The 22,409-nt window shown below is 72.4% G+C and carries 20 protein-coding genes; all 20 read right to left on the minus strand.

All coding sequences use genetic code 11. The features are described 5' to 3' along the window. Nucleotides 1-918: a F0F1 ATP synthase subunit gamma gene (locus tag LUW75_RS05875; protein WP_250334667.1), complete on the minus strand. Its 918-nt coding sequence runs from the start codon at nt 916-918 to the stop codon at nt 1-3. Nucleotides 919-938: 20 nt separating this feature from the next. Further along, complete coding sequence (gene atpA / locus LUW75_RS05880) at nt 939-2,537, minus strand: F0F1 ATP synthase subunit alpha (RefSeq protein WP_250334668.1); 1,599 nt, start codon at nt 2,535-2,537, stop codon at nt 939-941. 138 nt (nt 2,538-2,675) lie between these two features. Further along, nucleotides 2,676-3,491 carry a F0F1 ATP synthase subunit delta gene (locus LUW75_RS05885; protein WP_250334669.1) on the minus strand — a complete coding sequence of 272 codons (816 nt, stop codon included), beginning with the start codon at nt 3,489-3,491 and terminating at the stop codon, nt 2,676-2,678. Further along, a complete protein-coding gene (locus LUW75_RS05890) occupies nt 3,488-4,033 on the minus strand; it encodes a F0F1 ATP synthase subunit B (protein WP_250334670.1) in 546 nt (181 codons plus the stop codon). The genes LUW75_RS05885 and LUW75_RS05890 overlap by 4 nt, the downstream gene beginning before the upstream one ends. Before the next feature lie 42 nt (nt 4,034-4,075). Further along, a complete protein-coding gene (gene atpE / locus LUW75_RS05895; RefSeq protein ID WP_010474382.1) occupies nt 4,076-4,309 on the minus strand; it encodes an ATP synthase F0 subunit C in 234 nt (77 codons plus the stop codon). An 87-nt stretch (nt 4,310-4,396) separates the two neighbouring features. After that, nucleotides 4,397-5,206, minus strand: coding sequence for a F0F1 ATP synthase subunit A (gene atpB, locus LUW75_RS05900; protein ID WP_250334671.1), 810 nt, complete (start codon nt 5,204-5,206; stop codon nt 4,397-4,399). Between the two features lie 225 nt (nt 5,207-5,431). Then, the gene (locus LUW75_RS05905; RefSeq protein ID WP_250334672.1) at nt 5,432-5,869 is read right to left on the minus strand and encodes a hypothetical protein; all 438 of its coding nucleotides are present in this window, start codon (nt 5,867-5,869) and stop codon (nt 5,432-5,434) included. Nucleotides 5,870-6,127: 258 nt separating this feature from the next. After that, nucleotides 6,128-7,486 carry an MraY family glycosyltransferase gene (locus LUW75_RS05910; RefSeq protein ID WP_250334673.1) on the minus strand — a complete coding sequence of 453 codons (1,359 nt, stop codon included), beginning with the start codon at nt 7,484-7,486 and terminating at the stop codon, nt 6,128-6,130. A 107-nt stretch (nt 7,487-7,593) separates the two neighbouring features. Then, entirely contained in the window at nt 7,594-8,862 is a 1,269-nt protein-coding gene (locus tag LUW75_RS05915; RefSeq protein WP_250334674.1) for a serine hydroxymethyltransferase, read from the minus strand. Nucleotides 8,863-8,940: 78 nt separating this feature from the next. Continuing rightward, nucleotides 8,941-9,579, minus strand: a complete 639-nt coding sequence (locus LUW75_RS05920) for an arsenate reductase/protein-tyrosine-phosphatase family protein (protein WP_250334675.1) — start codon at nt 9,577-9,579, stop codon at nt 8,941-8,943. After that, complete coding sequence (locus LUW75_RS05925) at nt 9,576-10,223, minus strand: L-threonylcarbamoyladenylate synthase (protein ID WP_250334676.1); 648 nt, start codon at nt 10,221-10,223, stop codon at nt 9,576-9,578. The genes LUW75_RS05920 and LUW75_RS05925 overlap by 4 nt, the downstream gene beginning before the upstream one ends. A 173-nt stretch (nt 10,224-10,396) precedes the next feature. After that, the gene (gene prmC / locus LUW75_RS05930) at nt 10,397-11,278 is read right to left on the minus strand and encodes a peptide chain release factor N(5)-glutamine methyltransferase (RefSeq protein ID WP_250334677.1); all 882 of its coding nucleotides are present in this window, start codon (nt 11,276-11,278) and stop codon (nt 10,397-10,399) included. Nucleotides 11,279-11,331: 53 nt separating this feature from the next. Then, a complete protein-coding gene (gene prfA, locus LUW75_RS05935; RefSeq protein WP_250334678.1) occupies nt 11,332-12,408 on the minus strand; it encodes a peptide chain release factor 1 in 1,077 nt (358 codons plus the stop codon). A 131-nt stretch (nt 12,409-12,539) separates the two neighbouring features. Continuing rightward, a complete protein-coding gene (gene rpmE / locus LUW75_RS05940; RefSeq protein ID WP_250334679.1) occupies nt 12,540-12,761 on the minus strand; it encodes a 50S ribosomal protein L31 in 222 nt (73 codons plus the stop codon). 136 nt (nt 12,762-12,897) lie between these two features. Next, nucleotides 12,898-13,980 (minus strand): LCP family protein, encoded by a 1,083-nt coding sequence (locus tag LUW75_RS05945; protein ID WP_250334680.1) that lies wholly within the window; start codon nt 13,978-13,980, stop codon nt 12,898-12,900. A gap of 231 nt (nt 13,981-14,211) precedes the next feature. Beyond that, nucleotides 14,212-15,990 (minus strand): trypsin-like serine protease, encoded by a 1,779-nt coding sequence (locus tag LUW75_RS05950; RefSeq protein WP_349816397.1) that lies wholly within the window; start codon nt 15,988-15,990, stop codon nt 14,212-14,214. 240 nt (nt 15,991-16,230) lie between these two features. Continuing rightward, on the minus strand, nt 16,231-18,306 hold the full coding sequence (gene rho / locus LUW75_RS05955) for a transcription termination factor Rho (RefSeq protein WP_250334681.1): 2,076 nt from the start codon (nt 18,304-18,306) through the stop codon (nt 16,231-16,233). Nucleotides 18,307-18,726: 420 nt separating this feature from the next. After that, on the minus strand, nt 18,727-19,644 hold the full coding sequence (thrB, locus tag LUW75_RS05960; RefSeq protein WP_250334682.1) for a homoserine kinase: 918 nt from the start codon (nt 19,642-19,644) through the stop codon (nt 18,727-18,729). Between the two features lie 308 nt (nt 19,645-19,952). Then, nucleotides 19,953-21,023, minus strand: a complete 1,071-nt coding sequence (gene thrC / locus LUW75_RS05965) for a threonine synthase (RefSeq protein ID WP_250334683.1) — start codon at nt 21,021-21,023, stop codon at nt 19,953-19,955. A 7-nt stretch (nt 21,024-21,030) separates the two neighbouring features. Further along, nucleotides 21,031-22,377, minus strand: a complete 1,347-nt coding sequence (locus tag LUW75_RS05970; protein ID WP_250334684.1) for a homoserine dehydrogenase — start codon at nt 22,375-22,377, stop codon at nt 21,031-21,033. Nucleotides 22,378-22,409 lie beyond the last annotated feature (32 nt).

Genomic DNA, 22,409 nt, shown 5'->3' on the forward strand with positions numbered 1-22,409 from the left:
TTACTTGTCACTCCCCGCGGTCGCGTCGGCGAGGGCGCTCGCGCCACCGACGATCTCGCTGATTTCCTGGGTGATTTCGGCCTGGCGGGCCGCGTTGGCAAGGCGCGAGAGCGAGTTGATCAGCTCTCCCGCGTTGTCGGTCGCCGACTTCATCGCCCGGCGGCGGGCCGCGTGCTCGGAGGCGGCGGCCTGCAGCAGGGCGTTGTAGACGCGGCTCTCGACGTAGCGCGGCAGGAGGGCGTCGAGGACGTCCTCCGCCGACGGCTCGAAGTCGAACAGGGGAAGGATCTCGCCCCTGCCCCCGGTCTCCTCCGCGGCCTTCGCGAGGCTGAGCGGCAGCATCCGGTCGTCCACCGGCGTCTGCGTCATCATCGACACGAACTCCGTGAAGACGATGTGCAGCTCGTCGACACCACCGTCCGCGGTGTCCTGCCGGACGGCCGCGATCAGCGGGGCGGCCACCTGCTTGGCGTCCGCGTAGGTCGGGTTGTCGGAGAAGCCGGTCCAGGCGTCCGCGACCTTGCGCTCGCGGAAGCCGTAGTAGGCCACGCCCTTGCGGCCGACGATGTACGTGTCGACCTCCTTGCCCTCGCCGCGCAGCCGCTCGGTGAGCCGGTCGGCCTGCTTGATGGCGTTGGAGGAGTAGCCGCCGGCCAGACCGCGGTCGCTCGTGACGAGCAGGACCGCGGCACGGGTCGGGGACTCCGCCTCCGTGGTGAGGGGGTGGTTGGTGTTCGAACCGGTCGCCACCGCCGTGACCGCGCGGGTGAGCTCGGTCGCGTACGGCGTGGAGGCCGCCACCTTGCGCTGCGCCTTGACGATGCGCGAGGCGGCGATCATCTCCATCGCCTTGGTGATCTTCTTCGTCGCGGTGACGGACCGGATGCGACGCTTGTAGACCCGGAGCTGCGCTCCCATGGATCAGGTCCCTTCCGTCGTCACTTGGAGACGTTGACGGTGGCCGGGGCGTCCTCGCCGAGCAGCTTGCCGTCGAAGGTCTCGAACTGCTTCTTGAAGTCGGCGATGCACTCCGCGACCTTGCCGAGCGTGTCGTCCGACATCTTGCCGCCCTCGCGGATCGACGTCATGAGCGACTTGTGCTCGCGGTGCAGGAAGTCCAGCAGCTCCGTCTCGAAGCGGCGGATGTCCTGGACCGGGACGTCGTCCATCTTGCCGGTGGTGCCGGCCCAGACGGAGACGACCTGGTTCTCGGTCGACATCGGCTGGTACTGCGGCTGCTTCAGCAGCTCGACCATGCGCTTGCCGCGCTCCAGGGCGGCCTTCGACGCGGCGTCCAGGTCGGAGCCGAAGGCGGCGAACGCCTCCAGCTCGCGGAACTGGGCCAGGTCGACGCGGAGCCGGCCGGAGACCTGCTTCATGGCCTTGTGCTGGGCGGAGCCACCGACGCGGGAGACCGAGATGCCGACGTTCAGGGCCGGGCGCTGACCGGCGTTGAACAGGTCGGACTCCAGGAAGCACTGGCCGTCGGTGATGGAGATGACGTTGGTCGGGATGAACGCCGAGACGTCGTTGGCCTTGGTCTCGACGATCGGGAGACCGGTCATGGAGCCGGCGCCCATCTCGTCGGAGAGCTTGGCGCAGCGCTCCAGCAGGCGGGAGTGCAGGTAGAAGACGTCACCCGGGTAGGCCTCGCGGCCCGGCGGGCGGCGCAGCAGCAGCGACACGGCGCGGTAGGCGTCGGCCTGCTTCGACAGGTCGTCGAAGACGATGAGGACGTGCTTGCCCTCGTACATCCACTGCTGGCCGATGGCGGAGCCGGTGTAGGGCGCCAGGTACTTGAAGCCGGCCGGGTCGGACGCCGGGGCGGCGACGATGGTCGTGTACTCCAGGGCACCGGCCTCCTCCAGCGCGCCGCGGACGGACGCGATGGTGGAGCCCTTCTGGCCGATGGCGACGTAGATGCAGCGGACCTGCTTCTTCGGGTCGCCGGTGCGCCAGTTGTCACGCTGGTTGATGATCGTGTCGACGGCCAGGGCGGTCTTGCCGGTCTGGCGGTCGCCGATGATCAGCTGACGCTGACCACGGCCGATCGGGGTCATCGCGTCGACGGCCTTGTAGCCCGTCTCCATCGGCTCGTGCACCGACTTGCGCTGCATGACCGTGGGGGCCTGCAGCTCGAGGGCGCGGCGGCCGGACGTCTCGATCTCGCCGAGGCCGTCGATCGGGTTGCCGAGCGGGTCGACGACGCGACCCAGGTAGCCCTCGCCGACGGCGACGGACAGGACCTCGCCGGTGCGCTGGACCGACTGGCCCTCCTCGATGCCGCTGAACTCGCCGAGGACAATGGCACCGATCTCGCGCTCCTCGAGGTTGAGGGCGAGGCCGAGGGTGCCGTCCTCGAACTTCAGCAGCTCGTTGGCCATGGTCGAGGGAAGACCCTCCACCTTCGCGATGCCGTCGCCGGCAAGGCTGACCGTACCGACCTCCTCGCGCGAGGCCGCGTCCGGCTTGTACGACTGGACAAAGTTCTCCAGCGCGTCCCGGATCTCCTCCGGCCGGATCGTGAGCTCCGCCATCTGGGTTCCCTGCTCTCCTTGTTGGGCCCGAAGTCTCTTTGGGGGATCTGGGGGCTCCCCCCAGAACTTCTGCATCCTGTGCACGGCCCAACCGGGCCGTAGGTAACGCTTGTTGGGTTGGGTGACCGGGTCCTCGGGTCAGCCGGCCAGCCGCCTCGTCGCCTCGTCGAGGCGGGAGGCGATCGTGCCGTTGACGACCTCGTCGCCGATCCGCACCGAGATCCCGCCGAGGACCGCGGGGTCCACGTCGAGGTTCAGGTGCATCTTCCGGCCGTACATCTTCGCCAGCACCGCGCCGAGGCGTTCCTTCTGCCGGTCGGTGAGCGGTACCGCCGAGGTGACGACCGCGACCATCCGGTCCCGGCGCGAGGCGGCGAGCTTGGACAGGGACTCGAGTCCCCCCTCCAGGCTACGTCCTCGCGGCTGGGTGACCAGGCGGACGATCAGCCGCTCGGTCGCCGCGTTGGCCCGGCCGCCGAGGAGGCGGCGCAGCAGCTCGCCCTTGGCGGTGGCCGTGGCGGCCCGGTCGGTCAGCGCGACCCTCAGCTCGGGGCTGGAGGTCGCGATCCGGCCGAACCGGAACAGCTCGTCCTCGACGTCGTCGAGGACGCCGGCCTTCTGGGCCGCGGTGAGGTCCGCGGTGTCCGCCAGCTCCTCGACCGCGTCGACCAGGTCGCGCGACTGGGACCAGCGGGAACGGACCATGCCGGAGACCAGGTCGACGGTCTCGCCGCCCACCTGACCGCTCAGCAGTCGCACGGCCAGGTCGGCCTTGGCCTCGCCGGCCTGCGCCGGGTCGGTGAGGACCCGACGCAGCGACACCTCGCGGTCGAGCAGCGCGGTGACGGCGGCCAGCTCCTCGGCGAGCCTCCCGGCGTCGACCGACGTGTTGTCGGTCAGCGCGTCGAGACGCTCGCGCGCGGCAGCCAGTGCCTCGCGGCTCGCTCCGTTCATCGGGCGGCCTCGGCCTTCTCCTCGAGCTCGTCGAGGAAGCGGTCGATGGTGCGGCTCTGGCGGGCGACGTCCTCGAGGGACTCGCCGACCAGCTTGCCGGCCAGGTCGGTGGCGAGCTTGCCGACGTCCTGGCGCAGAGCGGAGGCGGCCGCCTTGCGGTCGGCCTCGATCTGCGCGTGGCCGGCGGCGACGATCTCCTCGCGCTGACGCTGGCCTTCCGCCTTCATCTCGGCGATGATCGCGGCGCCCTGCTCCTGTGCCTCCTGGCGCAGACGCGCGGCCTCGTGGCGGGCCTCGGCGAGCTGAGCCTTGTACTGCTCAAGCACACTCTGGGCCTCGATCTGGGCCGACTCGGCCTTCTCGATCCCGCCCTCGATGGCCTCGCGGCGCTCTTCCAGAACCTTGTTGATGTTCGGGAGGAGCTTCTTGGCGAGGAAGCCGAAGACGATGGCGAAGGCGATCAGGCCGATGACGAGCTCGTCGAGATGCGGAAGCAGAGGATTCTGGGGCTCCTCCGCCGCCGCAAGGAACAGAGCGTTCACATCAGTGCCTTCCGTGAAAGGGGTCTGGGCTGTCGGTCCGGCTTACTTGTAGACGAAGCCCATGACGATGCCGATGAGGGCGAGCGCCTCACAGAAGGCGAAACCCATGATCTGGTTGGTGCGGATCAGGCCGGCCGCCTCGGGCTGGCGGGCGAGGGCCTGGGTGCCGTTACCGAAGATGATGCCGACGCCGACGCCGGGGCCGATCGCGGCCAGGCCGTAGCCGATGGAGGCGACGTTTCCGTTGACAGCGGCGAGAGTCTCGAGAGCGGACATGCCGGTTCTTCCTTCTCTTTCAAGGACCCGGTGGGGGTTGGCCACCGGACGTCTGTTGGTAGGGGGGTGGGCTGGGCCGAGGCCCGCTCAGTGGTGCTCGGAGAGCGCGCCCTGGACGTAGCTGCTGGCCAGGAGCACGAAGACGTACGCCTGGACGGCCTGGATGAAGAGCTCGAAGGCCGTCATGATGACGACCATGACGAACGAGGCGCCGGCGTAGACGAAGCCGAGGCCGTTCATCAGGTACCAGGTCGCCAGGGAGAACATGACGATCAGCAGGTGGCCGGCGAACATGTTCGCGAAGAGCCGCACCGCGTGGGTGAAGGGCCGGATGATCAGGTTCGAGAAGAACTCGAGGAGCATGATCAGCGGCAGGATCGCGCCGAGGGACTTGTCGTAGCCGAGGATGTTCTTCCAGCCGCCGACGAAGCCGTGCTTCTTGAAGGTCAGGCCGACCCAGGTCACGTAGACGATCGCGGCGAGACCGGCCGGGAAGGCGATCAGGGAGGTGACCGGGAACTGCGCGAGCGGGATGATGGACCAGAGGTTCATGATCCACACGAAGAAGAACAGCGAGACCATGAACGGCACGTACTTCTCGCCGTCCTTCTTGCCGATGATCTCGTAGACGATGCCGCGGCGGACGAAGTCGTACCCGGCCTCACCGATCATCTGCACCTTGCCGGGCACCAGCTTCGGCTTGGCGAAGGCGGCCCAGAAGAACGCGACGACCGCGATCGAGCCCAGCAGCGCCAGCAGCATCGGCTTGGTGAACTCGAAGCCGCCGACCACGGCGATGGGCTCGTACAGGAAGGTGTGGAGGCCCGGCGCCGGGAAGCCGCATCCGGTGAAGATGTGGCAATCGGGGTCGAAGGCAAGCGTCTGGTCAGCACTCACCGCGGGCTCCTTCAGCGTGGCGCATAGGTACGGCAACCTCGTTGTGTCGGCGCGGCGCGCGGCCGCGGTTCGGCACTGGACTGGTCTTACGGGTAAGGGGGCGGCGGCTAGGCGTCGAGCGTCGCGCTGGGACAGGCGTCGGCTCGGATGGCCGCGCCCGCAGTGCCGCATATGGCACCGGACGATAGCAGCATCTCGAACGGCCCTTTATCCCGGCCCTACCTCTCACGCCGCGGACCCGGTCTTCGCGGTCCGGCCGCCGTCCTCCGACGCCGGGTCGACGTAGAGGATCTTCGCCTTCATGTAGTGGCGTGCCTGCGCGGTGACCCAGACGATCGTCGCGGCGAGCAGCGTGAAGCCGAAGGCCTTGAAGTCGAACAGCGTGGTGTCCTTCAGCAGCGACATGACGACGAAGAGCAGCAGCAGCTGAGCGGTGTAGAGCATCAGCCCCATGGCCTGGAAGAGGTGCGGCAGGGACCTCGCGGTGCGCTGCAGGACCACCACGCCCGCTCCCATGAAGAGGACCACCAGCAGCGCGCCCAGCGCGGCTCCGACGGCTCCCTTCCCGCCGGCCGCCACACCGCCGACCACGGCGCCGACGGCACCGGTCACGAGTGTGGGCACGGCGGTGTGCAGGAGGGTGCGGGCGTCGTTGGACGGCATGGCGGCATCTCCGCTTGCTGGTGGGGGCGTGGTGTCGTCATGGACGAGCGTAGGCCCGGTCCGAGTCGGGTTTCGGCGCCAACGAACCGTCGCACTGCGGCCCTTCGGCACCCTCTCCGGGTCTCGTGAACGGTATCACAAACTATTTGGGGAGGTCTTTACCCGAAAGTGTGCCGACTCTCACACATGAGAGTGGTGCTGCACGTGTGCACGCGACAAGAGACGCTTCGTCTGGTATTGCCGTACGCGGCGTCCGCGTCAACTCGGCGTTCCGGCCTTCCTTCGTTCGGGAAGGCGTGAACGGGCACCGATCGCGGTCGCGCCGTTGACGCCCGCCGGAACACGCGGCGGTTCCTCCGGGTGCCCGCCCCCCGCGGTGGGGGCGGGGGGCGCCCCGGCGCCGCCCTCCGCGGCCGTCGGGGCCTCCTGGCCGGCCTGCGGGGTGGTCTTCCGGCGCCGGTAACGGGGCGGTACGAACGACTCGGCCCAGCGCGGCGCGCGCGGCTGGAAGCGGGGCAGGAGCAGCAGTACCAGGCCCACCGCGCTCAGCGCCACGATCGGCAGCATGATCCACATCGACGCGGAGTGGACGGAGTACATCAGCGTGCCGAAGGCGATCAGCGCCGACCAGAAGTACATGATGAGCACGGCGCGGCTGTGGGAGTGGCCGATCTCCAGCAGCCGGTGGTGCAGGTGGCCCCGGTCGGCGGCGAACGGCGACTGGCCGTTCCAGGTGCGGCGCACGATGGCCAGCACCAGGTCCGCCATCGGGATCGCGATGACCGTCAGCGGCAGCAGCAGCGGCATGAAGACCGGCAGCGCGGCGTGCGTCGCCTCGCGGGCCGAGCCCTCGAAGAGCTTCAGCGCGTCCGGGTCCACCTGGCCCGTGATGGAGATCGCCGAGGCGGCCAGCACCAGCCCGATCAGCATCGAGCCCGAGTCGCCCATGAAGATCCGCGCCGGGTGCATGTTGTGCGGCAGGAAGCCCAGGCACATGCCCATCAGCACGGCGGCGAACAGCGTCGCCGGCGCGGCGGCCTCGATCCCGTAGCCGAACCAGATCCGGTAGGCGTACAGGAAGAACGCGGAGGCGGCCAGGCAGACCATGCCCGCGGCGAGGCCGTCGAGGCCGTCGACGAAGTTCACCGCGTTGATGGTGAGGACGACCAGCGCGACGGTCAGGAGCGTGCCCTGCCACTGGGTGAGGCCGACCGGGCCGACGCCGGGGATCGGCAGCCACAGGATCGTCAGGCCCTGCATGACCATGACGCCCGCCGCGATCATCTGCGCCCCGAGCTTGATCAGCGCGTCGATCTCGAACTTGTCGTCGAGGACGCCGACCAGCCAGATCAGGGCGGCGCCGGAGAGCAGGGCGCGCGGCTCGTTGGAGAGCGCGAAGACGCTGTTGAGGCGGTCCAGGTGGTCCGCGACGAGCAGCCCGGCGCAGAGCCCGAAGAACATGGCGATGCCGCCGAGCCGCGGCGTGGGCTCTCTGTGCACGTCGCGCGCGCGGATCTCGGGCATCGCGCCCGCCGCGATCGCGAACTTCCGCACCGGCCCGGTGAGCAGGTAGGTCACCGCGGCCGTGATGCAGAGCGTCAGCAGGTAGTCACGCACGGGCTGCCCCACAGGAGTCGCTGGCCATCTCAGCCCCACACCCTAGTCGCGCCGCCACCGTGGTGGAGACGCCCCGGAGCGGTACGCGGTTGCGCCGGGGGGTCCTCCTACCCCCGGTACGGGGGGAACCGCCGTGCCAGGGCCCGTGCCCGCGCGCGCGTTCCGCCCGTGTCCGCACCCTCGCGGAGCGCCTCGGCGAACAGCCGCGCGATCCGCTCCATCTCCGCGGCGCCCATGCCCTGGGTGGTCACCGCGGCCGTGCCCAGCCGGACGCCCCGCCCGTCCCCGTAGGGCAGCGCGCACGTGTCCACGACCAGGCCCGCAGCCGCCAGGCGTGCGCGGGCGGTGCGGCCGTCGACGCCGAGCGGCGCCGGGTCGGCGGTGATCAGGTGCGTGTCCGTGCCGCCGGTCGTCACCGCGAGGCCCAGCTCGGCGAGGTGCGCGGCGAGGAGGCGCGCGTTGTCGACGACCCGGTGGGCGTACGCGCCGAACGCCGGCGCGGCGGCCTCCCCGAAGGCGACGGCCTTGGCGGCGACGGTGTGCATCTGGGGGCCGCCCTGCGTGAACGGGAACACCGCCCGGTCGATCCGCTCCGCCAGCTCCGCCCCGCACAGCAGCAGCCCGCCGCGCGGCCCGCGCAGCACCTTGTGCGTCGTCGCGCACACGACGTCCGCGTACGGGACGGGGTTGGGCGCCGCTCCCCCGGCGACCAGCCCGATGGGGTGCGCGGCGTCGACGATCAGGGCCGCCCCCACCTCGTCGGCGATGTCGCGGAACTCGGCGTGGTCGAGGTGCCGGGGGTACGAGATCGAGCCGCACACGATCGCCCTCGGCCGGTGGCGGCGGGCCAGGAGGCGCACCTGGCGGTGGTCGACGAGCCCGCTCTCCGCGTCGACGCCGTACGGGACGGAGTGGAACCAGCGTCCCGAGAAGTTCGCCGGCGACCCGTGCGTGAGGTGGCCGCCGTGGACCAGGCCCATGGCGAGGAGGGTGTCCCCGGGGCGCAGCAGCGCCGCGTACGCCGCCAGCACGGCGGAGGAACCCGAGTGGGGTTGCACGTTCGCGTGCTCGGCGCCGAACAGGGCGCACGCCCGCTCCACGGCGAGCCGCTCGGCCGCGTCGGCGTACTCGCAGCCGCCGTGGTGGCGGCGGCCGGGGTAGCCCTCGGCGTACTTGTTGGCGAGCCGCGAGCCGAGCGCGGCGAGCACGGCGGGCGAGGTGAAGTTCTCCGCGGCGATCAGCTGGAGGCCGTCCTCCTGCCGCCGCGCCTCCCCGTCCAGCGCGTCGGCGATCTCGGGGTCCTGCCGGCGCAGCGCGCCGGCGTCCGGTCCGTAGGCGCCGTCCAGCGCCTCCTCGACTCCGGCGGTGAGCGGCATCGGTGGCTCCGGGCATGGGCGGTCCCCCCGGTCCCCTCCACTGTAGGCCCGGCTCCCGCGGCCCGCCCCTCCGGCGGCTCAGCGGCGCGCGGGGACCCCCGTCAGGGCGGTCACCACCGGCTCCAGGGCCCGGTCGATCTCGTCGCCCACCGACCGGAAGAACGTGATGGGCGCGCCGTACGGGTCGTTCACCTCGTCCGCCTCCGCGCTCGGCGCCAGCAGCCAGCCCCGCAGCGCGGCCGCCGCCCGCACCAGCGCGTGCGCCCGGGCCACCACGCCGTCGGTCTCCGGGTCGGGCAGCGTCGTGGGGTCTATCGCCCGCACGAGCCGGGTGAACTCCTTCAGGGTGAACGTGCGCAGACCCGCGCTGTGGCCCATCGAGACGACCTGGGCCCGGTGGTCGCGGGTGGCCGTGAGCACCAGGTCGGCGCGGATGACGTGCTCGTCGATCAGTTCCCGGCCGACGAACCCGCTCGCGTCGGCGCCGAAGTCCGCGAGGACCGCCTCGGCGTTCGCCTCCATCGGCGCGCCCTCGTGCCCCCACGTGCCGGCGCTCTCCACGATCAGCCCGCAGCCCGCGGGGTCGCCGATGCGGCCTCGCAGGGCGTGGCGGGTCAGCCGCTCGGTGATGGGCGAGCGACAGACGTTGCCGGTGCTGACGTGGAGGATGCGGAACGTGCTCGCCGTGCCTATGCCACGCCCCTCAGGGGCGGTCAACTGGCCACCTCGAGGTCGGGTACGACCTTGCGCAGCTCGTCCGCGGAGAGGGCGCCCGCGCGCAGCAGCACCGGCGTCCTCCGCGTGACGTCGACGATCGACGACGGCACGATGCCCGGCGTCGGGCCGCCGTCCAGGTACACCGACACGGAGTCGCCGAGCATGCCCTGGGCGGCGTCGCAGTCCTCCGGCGCGGGGTGCCCCGTGAGGTTGGCGGAGGACACCGCCATCGGGCCGACCTCGGTGAGCAGTTCGATCGCCACGGGGTGCAGCGGCATGCGGACCGCGACGGTGCCGCGGGTGTCGCCCAGGTCCCACTGGAGGGACGGCTGGTGCCGGGCGACGAGCGTGAGCGCGCCCGGCCAGAACGCGTCGACGAGCTCCCACGCCTGCTCGGAGAAGTCGGTGACCAGGCCGTGCAGGGTGTTGGGCGAGCCGATGAGGACGGGCGTGGGCATGCTGCGGCCGCGGCCCTTGGCCTCCAGCAGGTCGGCGACGGCCTCCGGGCTGAAGGCGTCCGCGCCGATGCCGTAGACGGTGTCCGTCGGCAGCACGACGAGCTCGCCGCGGCGGACGGCGGACGCGGCCTCGCGCAGGCCCGTCGAGCGGTCGGTCGCGTCGTTGCAGTCGTATCGCCGTGCCATCAGGGGACCCTCCCAGTTTCGGTCACTCGGTTCACCTCCGGGGCGCTCCGGGCCCCGCCGACGGCCGGCCGCGCCCGGCCGCCCGTCCCCGTGCTCCCCGGACGCCGTCCGGGGGTCGTCCCGCTCCCGCGCGCGGGCGCCGCGCGTCGTCGGCGCCAGCGCAGGCACCGGTGTCACGGCGTCGCCTTGCGGGCCGTCGCGAAGCGGGGTCGGTTGTTCAGGTCGGGGTGGTCGGCGGCGTCCGCCCAGCCGGCCTCCTCGCTGAAGATCCACGGCACCTGGCCGCCCTGCGTGTCGGCGTGCTCGACGACGACGAGGCCGCCGGGGCGGAGCAGGCGGTGCGCGGTGCGCTCGATGCCGCGGATCACGTCGAGGCCGTCCTCGCCGGAGAACAGCGCCATGTCGGGGTCGTGGTCGCGCGCCTCGGGCGCCACGTACTCCCACTCGGTGAGCGGGATGTACGGCGGGTTGGAGATGACCAGGTCGACCTGGCCGTCCAGCTCCGGCAGGGCCGTCAGCGCGTCGCCGTGGTGGACGGTGACCCTGGTCCCCTCGGCGTTGCGCCGCGTCCACACCAGGGCGTCCTCGGACAGTTCCACGGCGTGCACGCGGGAGCGCGGCACCTCCTGGGCCAGGGCGAGGGCGATCGCGCCGGAGCCGGAGCACAGGTCGACGACGAGCGGCTCGACGACGTCCATCGCCCGTACGGCGTCTATCGCCCATCCGACGACCGACTCGGTCTCCGGGCGGGGCACGAAGACGCCGGGGCCCACACGGAGCTCCAGGTAGCGGAAGAACGCCCGGCCGGTGATGTGCTGGAGCGGCTCGCGGGCCTCGCGGCGCGCCACGGCCTCCCAGTAGCGGGCGTCGAAGTCGGCGTCCCCGACGTTGTGCAGTTCGCCGCGTTTGACGCCGTGGACGAAGGCGGCGAGCTCCTCCGCGTCGAAGCGCGGCGACGGCACTCCGGCGTCGGCCAGGCGCCGGGTGGCCTGGGCGACCTCCGACAGCAGCAGGCTGCGGGGGCTCGGGGTCCTTCCCCCGAAATTCTGCTGCACGCTGGTCCTCCGGGCTGCTGGGTCGTACGAGGGTGTGGGTTACGGGGAGGGGCTCACGCGGCGGAGAGCTTCGCGGCCGCGTCGGCGTCGACGCACGCCTGGATCACGGCGTCCAGGTCCCCGTCGAGCACCTGGTCCAGGTTGTACGCCTTGAAGCCGACGCGGTGGTCCGAGATGCGGTTCTCGGGGTAGTTGTAGGTGCGGATCTTCTCCGACCGGTCGACCGTGCGGACCTGGCTGCGGCGGGCGTCCGCGGCGTTGCGCTCGGCCTCCTCCTGGGCCATCGCGAGCAGCCGGGAGCGGAGGATGCGCAGGGCCTGCTCCTTGTTCTGGAGCTGGCTCTTCTCGTTCTGGCAGGAGGCGACGACACCGGTCGGCAGGTGCGTGATGCGGACGGCCGAGTCGGTGGTGTTGACGGACTGGCCGCCGGGGCCGGAGGACCGGTAGACGTCGATCCGCAGGTCGTTGGGGTTGATCTCGACGTCGACCTCCTCGGCCTCGGGCGTGACGAGGACGCCGGCCGCGGAGGTGTGGATGCGGCCCTGCGACTCGGTGGCCGGCACGCGCTGCACGCGGTGCACCCCGCCCTCGTACTTCAGCCGCGCCCAGACGCCCCGGCCGGGTTCGGTCGCGCCGTTGCCGCCCTTGGTCTTCACGGCGACCTGGACGTCCTTGTAGCCGCCCAGCTCGGACTCGGTGGCGTCGATGACCTCGGTCTTCCAGCCGACGCGCTCGGCGTACCGCAGGTACATCCGCAGGAGGTCGCCGGCGAAGAGGGCGGACTCGTCGCCGCCCGCGCCCGCCTTGATCTCCAGGATGACGTCCTTGTCGTCGCTGGGGTCGCGCGGGACGAGCAGCAGCCGCAGCCTGCCGGTGAGCTCCTCGCGCCGCTTCTCCAGCTCCTTGACCTCGACGGCGAAGTCGGGGTCGTCGGCGGCGAACTCGCGGGCGGTCTCGATGTCCTCGCCGGTCCGCTTCCAGTCGCGGTACGCGGCGACGACCGGGGTCAGCTCGGCGTAGCGCTTGTTGAGCCTGCGCGCGTTGGCCTGATCGGCGTGGACCGAAGGGTCGGCGAGCTTCTTCTCTAGGTCGGCGTGCTCGCCGACCAGTTCCTCGACCGCCTCGAACATCGGGGGCTCCTGGAGTGGGATGTGGGCAAGGGGGCTGCGGGCGACGGGGCGGCCCGGGGAGACCCGGTCCCCGGACCAAAAAGCCGGCCCCGGCCGTCCGAGGGACGGCCGGAGACCGGCGGTACGGCTCGCTACTTCTTGGAGCCGGCAGCCTTGCCGAAGCGGGCCTCGAAGCGGGCCACGCGGCCGCCGGTGTCGAGGATCTTCTGCTTGCCCGTGTAGAACGGGTGGCACTCGGAGCAGACCTCGGCGCGGATGGCGCCGTTCTCGATCGTGCTGCGGGTGGTGAACGACGCGCCGCAGGTGCAGCTGACCTGGGTCTCGACGTACTCGGGGTGGATGTCGCGCTTCAAGGTGTCTCCTAGTTCCGGGAGGGCTCCGGGTCGCCTCCGCGGGATGCGGGTGCGTGAACCGGGGCCGACGTACCAGTCTGCCAGGACCGGTCGCATCTCCCAAAACCGGGGTGGGAGCCCCGGTATTCCCCGTGCCTCAGCGGACCACGTCCCCGGCCTTCCCCGCGGCGGTGTCCCGGACGGCGGAGGCGGGCACCGGAAGGTCCTGGCGCAGCGCCTGCCAGACCTGCTGGGCCTGGACGTCCAGGGGGACGACCCGGTTGGGGTCGGCCGGGTCGTACCGGACCGGCAGCGTGACCGTCCGGACGCCGTCGGCGTCGAGGTCGGAGAGGCCGCCGGCGAACTCGGCGAGCTCCTTGACGCTGTCCAGCTCGGAGTCGGGGGTGATCGCCCGGGTCGCGGTGGAGGCGAGGCCCCAGAGCTTCTGCGGGCTGCTGAGGACGCCGACCCGCCCGACCTGCTCGACGAGGGCCTTGACGAAGGCCTGCTGGAGCTGGATGCGGCCGAGGTCGCTCTGGTCGCCGACGCCCTTGCGGGTGCGGACGAGGCCGAGGGCCTGTTCGCCGTCGAGGGTGTGGGTGCCGGCGGCGAGGTCGAGGTGGCTGCCGCCGTCCTCGATGGCGCGCGTGGTGGTCACCCGGACGCCGCCCAGCTCGTCGACGAGCTCCTTGAAACCGGTGAAGTCGACCTCGATGTAGTGGTCCATGCGGATGCCGGACATCTGCTCGACGGTCTTCACCGCGCAGGCGGGGCCGCCGACCTCGTACGCGGTGTTGAACATCGCCCGGTACGCGGCGGGCTCGCTGCCGCCGTCGCGGCGGGCGCACTCGGGGCGGGTGACCAGCGTGTCGCGCGGGATGGAGACCACGGTGGCCTTCCGGCGCCCCTGGTGGAGGTGGACGACCATCGCCGTGTCGGAGCGGGCGGTGCCCTCGTCGCGGCCGTAGGCGCGGTTGGCCCCGGAGCGGGAGTCGGAGCCGAGGACGAGGACGTCGAGGGAGCCGTCGTCGACGTTCCGGGGGCGGTCGTCGCCGAGCCGGGTGTTGATGTCGATGCCCTCGATGTTGGCGTCGAGCCTCATGTAGGCGACCCCGGCCCCGCCCGCGCCGAGGACGGCCAGGGCGGCGACCGCCCATGCGGCGACGGCCAGGCCGCGCCGGGCCGCCCTCCCCCCGCGCCCCGCCCCGGCGGGTATGCCGCCCGTCTCCTGCTCGCCCATGGTCTCCCCGATCCCTCGGCCCGTGTACTCCCCCGGGTTCCTCAACGGCACCCGATCAGACGGCGAACCGCGGAAAAGGGTTGTACGGGTCCGGTGCGCTCCGCGAAACGCCCGTGCCCGCCGTGCGGGGCACGGCGGGCACGGGGGCGGTTTCCGCGGGCGGGGGCCGGTCCACGCCCTCCCGGCGGCCCCTCCGGGGCCGGGGCGGCCGTGGACCGGGTCCCCGTCCGCTCAGCCGAAGAGGTTGAACGCGTTCCAGCCGGAGCCGATCTTGACGCGCGGGACGAACGGCGCCGTGGAGGAGCTGCGGCCCTGGTAGAGCCACATCACGCCGGCCGAGTCGCGGGCCAGCAGGTCGGCCTTGCCGTCGCCGCTCACGTCGCCTGTGGCGGCGTACGCGGTGAAGTTCCAGCCGCTCTTGCCGGCCAGGACCCGGTTGGTGAACGTCGCCGTGGCGGTGCCGCGGCCCGGGTACACCCACAGGCGGCCCGAGGTGTCGCGGGCCAGCATGTCGGCCTTGCCGTCACCGGTGAAGTCGCCCTTGCCCGCGATGGTCATGACGCCCCAGCCGGAGCCGACGCTGACACGGGTGCCGAAGGTGCCGTTGCCGCGGCCCGGGTACAGCCACAGGTAGCCGTTCTTGTCCTGCGCGAGCAGGTCGGGCAGCGCGTCACCGGTCATGTCGCCGGGGACCAGGATGTTCTTCATCGCGCCCCAGCCGGAGCCGACGGTGTGGTCGCTTCCGTCGCCGTTGATGTGGAACCACCGCAGGACGCCGCCGGTGGTGCGGTACAGGTACTCCTGGCGGCCGTCCCGGTCCAGGTCGGCCTGGCGGACCAGGTTCTCGCCGCTCCAGTCGCCGAGGGAGAACCGGCCGCCGAGCGAGGTGCCGCGGGAGTAGTACTCCCAGGCCTCCCCGGCCGACGTGCGCGCGAACAGGTCCGCGCGGCCGTCGAAGTCCAGGTCCGCGTCGTCGACCCGCGCGTTGATCTGGCCGACGTAGGTGCTGGTCTTCGCGTAGACGCTGTACGCGCCGCTCGCGACGCAGTCCCGGACGCCCCACGACACGACGCCGGCTATCCGGCCGTTCACGACGAGCGGGCCGCCCGAGTCGCCGTTGCACGGGGAGACCGTGCCGGCGTCCTGGCCGGAGGCGGGGTTGCCGGCGCAGACCATCTGGCCCGCGACGAAGTCGCCGCCGTAGTACGACGAGCAGCTGGCGTCGGCCCGCATCGGGATGACGGCCTTCTTCAGCGTCTGCGAGCCCTCGTCCGACGTGGAGCTGGTGCGGCCCCAGCCGTAGACCGTGGCGGAGACGCCGTCCTGGTAGGAGGCCGTGTCGCCGCTCCGCGTGGGCTGGAGCGTCCTGTGCGGCACCGCCTCGGACAGGGTGAGGACGGCGACGTCGCCGCCCGAGATCGTGGCGTCGTCGTAGGTCGGGCTCATCCACTGGCGGGTGATCCCGTCGATCCGGCCGCCGTGCAGGTCGAGCCCGGTCTCGGTGACGGTCGGCATCTGGCCGGTGCCGGAGACGACCGCGCCGTTGAGCGCCCAGTTCAGGCCGTACACGCAGTGCGCGGCGGTCAGGACCTTGTTCGGGGCGACCAGGGAGCCACCGCAGAAGAAGCCCTCGTCGTCCGTCTCGTCGTCGTTGCCCTTGTCGTCGTAGTAGTGCAGCTGCACCATCCACGGCGCCTCGGTGATGGCGGCGGGCGCACCGCCGATGATGTAGGACTCCTTGGTGCCGGAGCCCGGGGTCTCACCGGCCTCCCGCTCCCGCGCCGGGGTGGTGTCGGCCTCGCCGTCGTTGATGTCGGCGACCGATCCCCTGACGCGGTCCAGCAGGTCGGCCTTGGACTGGCCGGGGGCCTTCGTCGCGTTCCGCTTGACCGGGGCCGGTGCCGCGTCCGCCGCCTGCGCGGGTGCGGCGCCGAGCATCGCACCGCCCAGGGCGAGTGCGGCGGCGGCCGCGGGGAGGACGGTGCGGGCCCTCCGCTGGGCAGATGTCACTCAGGACTCCTCTCGGTGTGTGAGCGGGGAGGAGCCGAGCCGCTGGACATCAGGTGGGGTGAACGTGCACGGCCCACACGATGGCGCGGAGCGGCCCGGCGTTCCAGGGCACGGCTCCGCGAGCTCAGTGGGCGCATTCGACAATACGTTCCCCCCCACTACGATGCGCTGATCGTACAACGCGGGACCGCCCCCGGTCACCGAGGTGACGGGGGCGGTCCGGTACCGCTGGGGACGACGTCAGTCGTTGTTGCCGGAGGACGGCGTCGTCTTCTGGATCTGGAGCAGGAACTCGGCGTTCGACTTGGTCTGCTTCATCTTGTCGAGCAGCAGCTCGATCGCCTGCTGCTGGTCGAGCGCGTGCAGCACCCGGCGCAGCTTCCAGACGATGGCGAGCTCCTCGCTGCCGAGGAGGATCTCCTCCTTGCGGGTGCCGGACGCGTCGACGTCCACCGCGGGGAAGATGCGCTTGTCGGCGAGCTTCCGGTCGAGCTTGAGCTCCATGTTGCCGGTGCCCTTGAACTCCTCGAAGATCACCTCGTCCATGCGCGAGCCGGTGTCCACCAGCGCGGTGGCGAGGATGGTCAGCGAGCCGCCGTCCTCGATGTTCCGCGCGGCGCCGAAGAAGCGCTTCGGCGGGTACAGCGCGGTCGAGTCGACACCACCGGACAGGATGCGGCCGGAGGCGGGCGCCGCGAGGTTGTACGCGCGGCCCAGACGGGTGATCGAGTCCAGCAGGACGACCACGTCGTGGCCCAGCTCCACGAGGCGCTTGGCGCGCTCGATGGCCAGCTCGGCGACGGTGGTGTGGTCCTCGGCCGGCCGGTCGAAGGTCGAGGAGATGACCTCGCCCTTCACCGACCGCTGCATGTCGGTGACCTCCTCCGGACGCTCGTCGACGAGGACGACCATCAGGTGGCACTCGGGGTTGTTGTGGGTGATCGCGTTGGCGATCGCCTGCATGATCATGGTCTTGCCGGTCTTCGGCGGGGCCACGATCAGGCCGCGCTGGCCCTTTCCGATCGGCGACACGAGGTCGATGATGCGGGTGGTCAGCACGCCCGGGTCGGTCTCCAGGCGGAGCCGGTCCTGCGGGTAGAGCGGGGTCAGCTTGTTGAACTCGGGACGGCCGCGGCCGGAGTCGGCGGCCATGCCGTTGGCCGAGTCGAGACGGACCAGCGCGTTGAACTTCTCGCGGCGCTCGCCCTCCTTCGGCTGGCGCACGGCGCCCGTGACGTGGTCGCCCTTGCGCAGCCCGTACTTGCGGACCTGGGCGAGCGACACGTAGACGTCGTTCGGGCCGGGCAGGTAGCCCGAGGTCCGGATGAACGCGTAGTTGTCGAGGATGTCCAGAATGCCCGCGACGGGGATGAGGACGTCGTCCTCGGAGACCTGCGGCTCACCGGCGAAGTCCTCGCGGCCGCGGCGGCCCCGGCGGTCGCGGTAGCGGCCGCGGCGGCCCCGGCGGCCGCCCGCCTCGTCGTCGTAGCCGTCGTCCTGCGGCCCGGCCTGGCCCTGCGGGGCGCCCTGGCGCTGCTGGCGCTGGCCGCCGCCCTGCTGGTCGTCGCCCTTGCCGCGGTCGCGGCGGTCCCGCTGGCGGTCGGCCCGGTCACCGCGGTCCCGGCGCTCCCGGCGGTCCCGGCGGCCGGCCTCGGTGGTGTCGGACTCGGCCGTACGGGCCTCCTGGCCTTCGGCCCGGACCTCGGTGCGGGCCTCGGCGCGGACCTCGGTATCGGTGGCGGGGCTGCCGACCGGGGCGGTGGCGCGGCGCCGTCGGCGGTCGCCGGCGGCCTCGTCGCCCTGCTCCAGGGAGGCGGCGAGCTTCGGCGACGGCTGCCCGGGGATCTCGATCTGCTGCTGGGCGACGGCCTTCCCGCCCCGCGCGGCCGCCTCGCCCCTGTCGTCCCTCTCCGCCTTGGCGGAACCGGCGAGGGGCGCCTCCGCGGCGTCCGCGGCCCTGCCGCCGGTCTCCTCGCCCGTACGGGTGCGGGAGGTTGCGCGGCGCTTGGGCTTGGTGTCGGCGGTGCCGGACTCGGCGCTCTTCGGCGCGGCCGCGGCGCCGCCCCCGGGGAGAGGGGCGCCCCCGGTCTGCGCTTCCTTGATGACCTCGATCAGCTGGCTCTTGCGCATGCGCGCGGTGCCCCTGATGCCGAGGCCGGACGCGACCTGCTGCAGCTCGGCCAGGACCATGCCCTCGAGGCCGGTGCCGGAGCGGCGGCGCCGTGAGGTGGTGCCAGTGGCAGCACCTGCGGCGGGCGCGGCGGCGTCGACGTTCTTGTCGGCAGTCACGCCCATCAGATCGGTGGTGTCGCTCACGAAGGGTCCTTCCCTGGAGCGGACGTCGGCCTTCTGGCTCGGCGACCGGTTGTGCTGTCCGGCCTCGGCCCTATGTGGGACCGTGCCGGGGCGGTGGTTCCGCCGGAATGCGACGGCGGAAGAGGTGACGTGCGTGGTCCGGCCCGAGACCCCCTGCTCGGTCCTCTCCGGGGAGAGGGGAGGGGGGACGCGTACCGGTTTCCGGAGCGTGCTCGAAACTGCTCAGGCAGGCTGCTCAGGCAGTTTGGGGGGCTCCCGGAAGAAGGGTGGTCCCTGATGGGGACGCACAGCACCGCGCCACAAAGACGTCGGGTGCAGACTTGAGGTTAACACTACCGGCTCCAACAGACATTCCCCCTCTCACACACCGGCAATCCGCGTATCCGGCGATCCACCCCGCGGCGGGCCCCGCCCGACGGGCTACGGCGCGAGCGGCAGCACGCTCGCTCCGGCGGTGTCGAGGGCGAGCCGGTTGGCCGCCCAGCCCTCTCCCGCCAGCAGCGCGACCTTGTCCGCCGCGCCGTCCTCGACCAGCGCCAGCACCGTGGGGCCCGCGCCGGAGATGACCGCGGGGACGCCGTCCGCCCGCAGCCGGTTCACAAGGGCGATGCTCTCGGGCATCGCGGGTGCCCGGTACTCCTGGTGGAGCCGGTCCTCGGTGGCGGCGAGCAGCAGCTCGGGGCGCCTGGTCAGGGCCTCGACGAGCAACGCGGCGCGGCCGGCGTTGGCGGCGGCGTCCACATGGGGGACGGTGCGGGGCAGCAGTCCCCGGGCCGTCTCGGTGAGCACCGGGCTCTCGGGGACGAAGACCACCGGGACGACGGAGCCCTCGGGGTCCATCCTGACCGCGCGGGTCGCCGCGGCCTCGCTCCAGGCCACGGTGAACCCCCCGAGGAGGCAGGCGGCGACGTTGTCGGGGTGGCCCTCGATCTCGGTGGCGAGCTCCAGCAGCGCGGCGTCGTCGAGCCGGCTGTCGCCGCCTATGGTCACGGCGCGCGCGGCGACGACGCCCGCGCAGATGGCGGCGGAGGAGGAGCCGAGGCCGCGGCCGTGCGGGATGCGGTTGGCGCAGACGACCTCGAGGCCGCGGGGCTGGCCGCCGAGCAGGTCGAACGCGGCGCGCAGGGAGCGTACGAGGAGGTGGCTCTCGTCGCGCGGGAGCGTGTCGGCGCCCTCGCCGGCGATGTCGACGTGCAGCCCGGCGTCGGCCACCCGGACGACGACGTCGTCGTACAGCCCCAGTGCGAGGCCGAGGGCGTCGAAGCCCGGACCGAGGTTGGCGCTGGTGGCGGGAACGCGCACCCGTACGGCGGCGGCGCGGAACGCGGGACCGGCCATCGCTCGTTGACTCTCCTTGCTCTGGACCTGCGGGGGTGACCTGCTGGGCGGGGCTGGCGGGGACTCGGCGTCAGACGTGCGGGGACCCGGGGCCGTCTCGGCGGTCGCCGACGGCGTCGCCACCCGCGGCACGTGCGGCGGGGCGGGGTCGGTACAGCCTATCGAAGGAAGGTTCCGCCGCGACATAGGGCGCACGGGAGGCGCATGGTGCGTGTCGCGTGCCGGCCCGTGCCCCGCGGGGCCGGCGCCGCCGGGCCCGCGGGGCCGGCCGGGGCACGGGCCGCGCGGAACCGGCGGCGCCCGAGGTGTCAGGCCAGGCCGAGGTGGCCGGCGGCGGCCGCGGCGTCGACCGGGACGGTGACGGGCTGCGGGGCCCCGGCGACCGCCCAGTCGGGGTCCTTGAGGCCGTTGCCGGTGACCGTGCAGACGACCGTCTGGCCCGGGTCGACCTCGCCGCGCTCGGCGGCCTTCAGCAGGCCGGCGACGGACGCGGCGGAGGCGGGCTCGACGAAGACGCCCTCCTGCGCGGCCAGCAGGCGGTAGGCGCGCAGGATCTCACGGTCCGTCACCTCGCCGATGAGGCCCCCGGACTCGTCGCGGGCGGCGAGCGCGTGCCGCCAGGAGGCCGGGTTGCCGACGCGGATCGCGGTGGCGACGGTCGACGGGTCCTTGACGACCTCGCCGCGTACGATCGGCGCGGAGCCGGACGCCTGGAAGCCCCACATGCGCGGGGTGCGCGAGGCGACGCCGTCCTTCGCGTACTCGGTGTACCCCTTCCAGTACGCGGTGATGTTGCCGGCGTTGCCGACGGGCAGCACGTGGACGTCGGGGGCGTCGCCGAGCATGTCGACGATCTCGAACGCGGCGGTCTTCTGGCCCTCGAGGCGCACCGGGTTGACCGAGTTGACCAGGGCGACCGGGTAGTCGGCGGAGAGCGCGCGGGCCAGCGTCAGGCAGTCGTCGAAGTTGCCGTCGACCTGGAGGATCCTCGCGCCGTGGACGAGCGCCTGGCCCATCTTGCCCAGCGCGATCTTGCCGCGCGGCACGAGGACGGCGCAGACCATGTCCGCGCGCACCGCGTAGGCGGCGGCGGAGGCCGAGGTGTTGCCGGTGGAGGCGCAGATGACCGCCCTGACGCCCTCCTCCCTGGCCCGTGTGATGGCCATGGTCATGCCGCGGTCCTTGAACGACCCGGTGGGGTTGGCGCCCTCGACCTTCAGGTGCACCTCGCATCCGGTGCGCTCGGAGAGGACCCGCGCGGGGACGAGCGGCGTGCCGCCCTCGCCGAGTGTGACGACCCGCGTGTCCTGCGCGACCGGGAGGCGGTCCCGGTACTCCTCGATGATGCCCCGCCACTGGTGGGTGCCCTTGCTGGTCATCGGTCCCCTACTCTCCTTCGACACGCATGATGCTGGCGACGGCGCGCACGGTGTCGAGCCTACGCAACGCCGCGACCGTCCCGCTCAGGGCGGCGTCGGGCGCGCGGTGGGTGACGACGACGAGGCTCGCCTCCCCGTCCTCCCGACGACCGCCGCCCTCCGCGGAGGCGCCCTCGGCGCCGCCGGGGACGTCCCGCCCCTGCTGGCGGACGGTGTCGATCGACACGCCGTGCTCGGCGAAGACCGTCGCCACCTGGGCGAGCACGCCCGGTTTGTCGGCCACGTCGAGGCTGATGTGGTACCGCGTCACCACGTCGCCCATGGGGCTCACGGGCAGCCGGGCGTACACGGAGTCGCCGGGGCCCGTCGCCCCGCCCAGGCGGTTGCGGCAGACGGCGACCAGGTCGCCGAGCACGGCGGACGCGGTCGGCGAGCCGCCGGCGCCCGGACCGTAGAACATGAGCCGCCCGGCCGCCTCGGACTCGACGAACACGGCGTTGTAGGCGCCGCGCACGGAGGCCAGCGGGTGGCCGAGCGGGATCATCGCGGGGTGCACCCGCGCGGTGACCGACCCGCCGCCGGCCGCCCGCTCGCAGATGGCGAGCAGCTTGATGGTGCAGCCCATGCGCTTGGCGGAGGCGAAGTCGGCGGCGGTGACCTCGGTCATCCCCTCGCGGTACACGTCGTCGAGGCGCACCCGCGTGTGGAAGGCGATGCCGGCGAGGATGGCGGCCTTGGCGGCGGCGTCGAAACCCTCCACGTCGGCGGTCGGATCGGCCTCCGCGTACCCGAGGGCGGTGGCCTCGTCGAGCGCCTCGGAGTAGCCGGCGCCGGAGGTGTCCATCCTGTCGAGGATGAAGTTCGTCGTGCCGTTGACGATGCCGAGGACGCGGTTGACCTTGTCGCCGGCGAGGGACTCGCGCAGCGGCCGGATCAGCGGGATCGCGCCCGCGACGGCGGCCTCGTAGTACAGGTCCCGGCCGTGCTCCTCGGCGGCGGCGTGCAGCGCGGCGCCGTCCTCGGCGAGCAGCGCCTTGTTCGCGGAGACGACGGACGCGCCGTGTTCGAAGGCGGTGGTGATCAGCGTACGGGCCGGCTCGACCCCTCCGATGACCTCCACGACCACGTCGATGTCGCCGCGTTTGACCAGCGCCGTGGCATCGGTGGTGACCAGGGCGGGGTCGACGCCCGCACGGACCCTGGAGGGCCGGCGGACGGCCACCCCGGCGAGCTCGACCGGGGCTCCGATGCGCGCGGCGAGGTCGTCGGCGTGCGTCGTCATGATGCGCGCCACCTCTGAGCCGACCACTCCACAGCCCAGCAGCGCCACCTTCAGCGGACGCGTACGCATCATCCGACCTCGTTTCCTGTCCTGTCCCCACCGGG

The sequence above is a fragment of the Streptomyces sp. MRC013 genome (assembly GCF_023614235.1).
GTDB lineage: Bacteria > Actinomycetota > Actinomycetes > Streptomycetales > Streptomycetaceae > Streptomyces.

Coding starts and splice junctions, on each gene's coding strand:
- LUW75_RS05875 (WP_250334667.1), bottom strand. CDS start 918: ATGGGAGCGCAGCTCCGGGTCTACAAGCGTCGCATCCGGTCCGTCACC.
- atpA (WP_250334668.1), bottom strand. CDS start 2,537: ATGGCGGAGCTCACGATCCGGCCGGAGGAGATCCGGGACGCGCTGGAG.
- LUW75_RS05885 (WP_250334669.1), bottom strand. CDS start 3,491: ATGAACGGAGCGAGCCGCGAGGCACTGGCTGCCGCGCGCGAGCGTCTC.
- atpE (WP_010474382.1), bottom strand. CDS start 4,309: ATGTCCGCTCTCGAGACTCTCGCCGCTGTCAACGGAAACGTCGCCTCC.
- LUW75_RS05905 (WP_250334672.1), bottom strand. CDS start 5,869: ATGCCGTCCAACGACGCCCGCACCCTCCTGCACACCGCCGTGCCCACA.
- LUW75_RS05915 (WP_250334674.1), bottom strand. CDS start 8,862: ATGCCGCTCACCGCCGGAGTCGAGGAGGCGCTGGACGGCGCCTACGGA.
- LUW75_RS05925 (WP_250334676.1), bottom strand. CDS start 10,223: ATGGCACGGCGATACGACTGCAACGACGCGACCGACCGCTCGACGGGC.
- prfA (WP_250334678.1), bottom strand. CDS start 12,408: ATGTTCGAGGCGGTCGAGGAACTGGTCGGCGAGCACGCCGACCTAGAG.
- LUW75_RS05945 (WP_250334680.1), bottom strand. CDS start 13,980: ATGGGCGAGCAGGAGACGGGCGGCATACCCGCCGGGGCGGGGCGCGGG.
- thrB (WP_250334682.1), bottom strand. CDS start 19,644: ATGGCCGGTCCCGCGTTCCGCGCCGCCGCCGTACGGGTGCGCGTTCCC.
- thrC (WP_250334683.1), bottom strand. CDS start 21,023: ATGACCAGCAAGGGCACCCACCAGTGGCGGGGCATCATCGAGGAGTAC.
- LUW75_RS05970 (WP_250334684.1), bottom strand. CDS start 22,377: ATGATGCGTACGCGTCCGCTGAAGGTGGCGCTGCTGGGCTGTGGAGTG.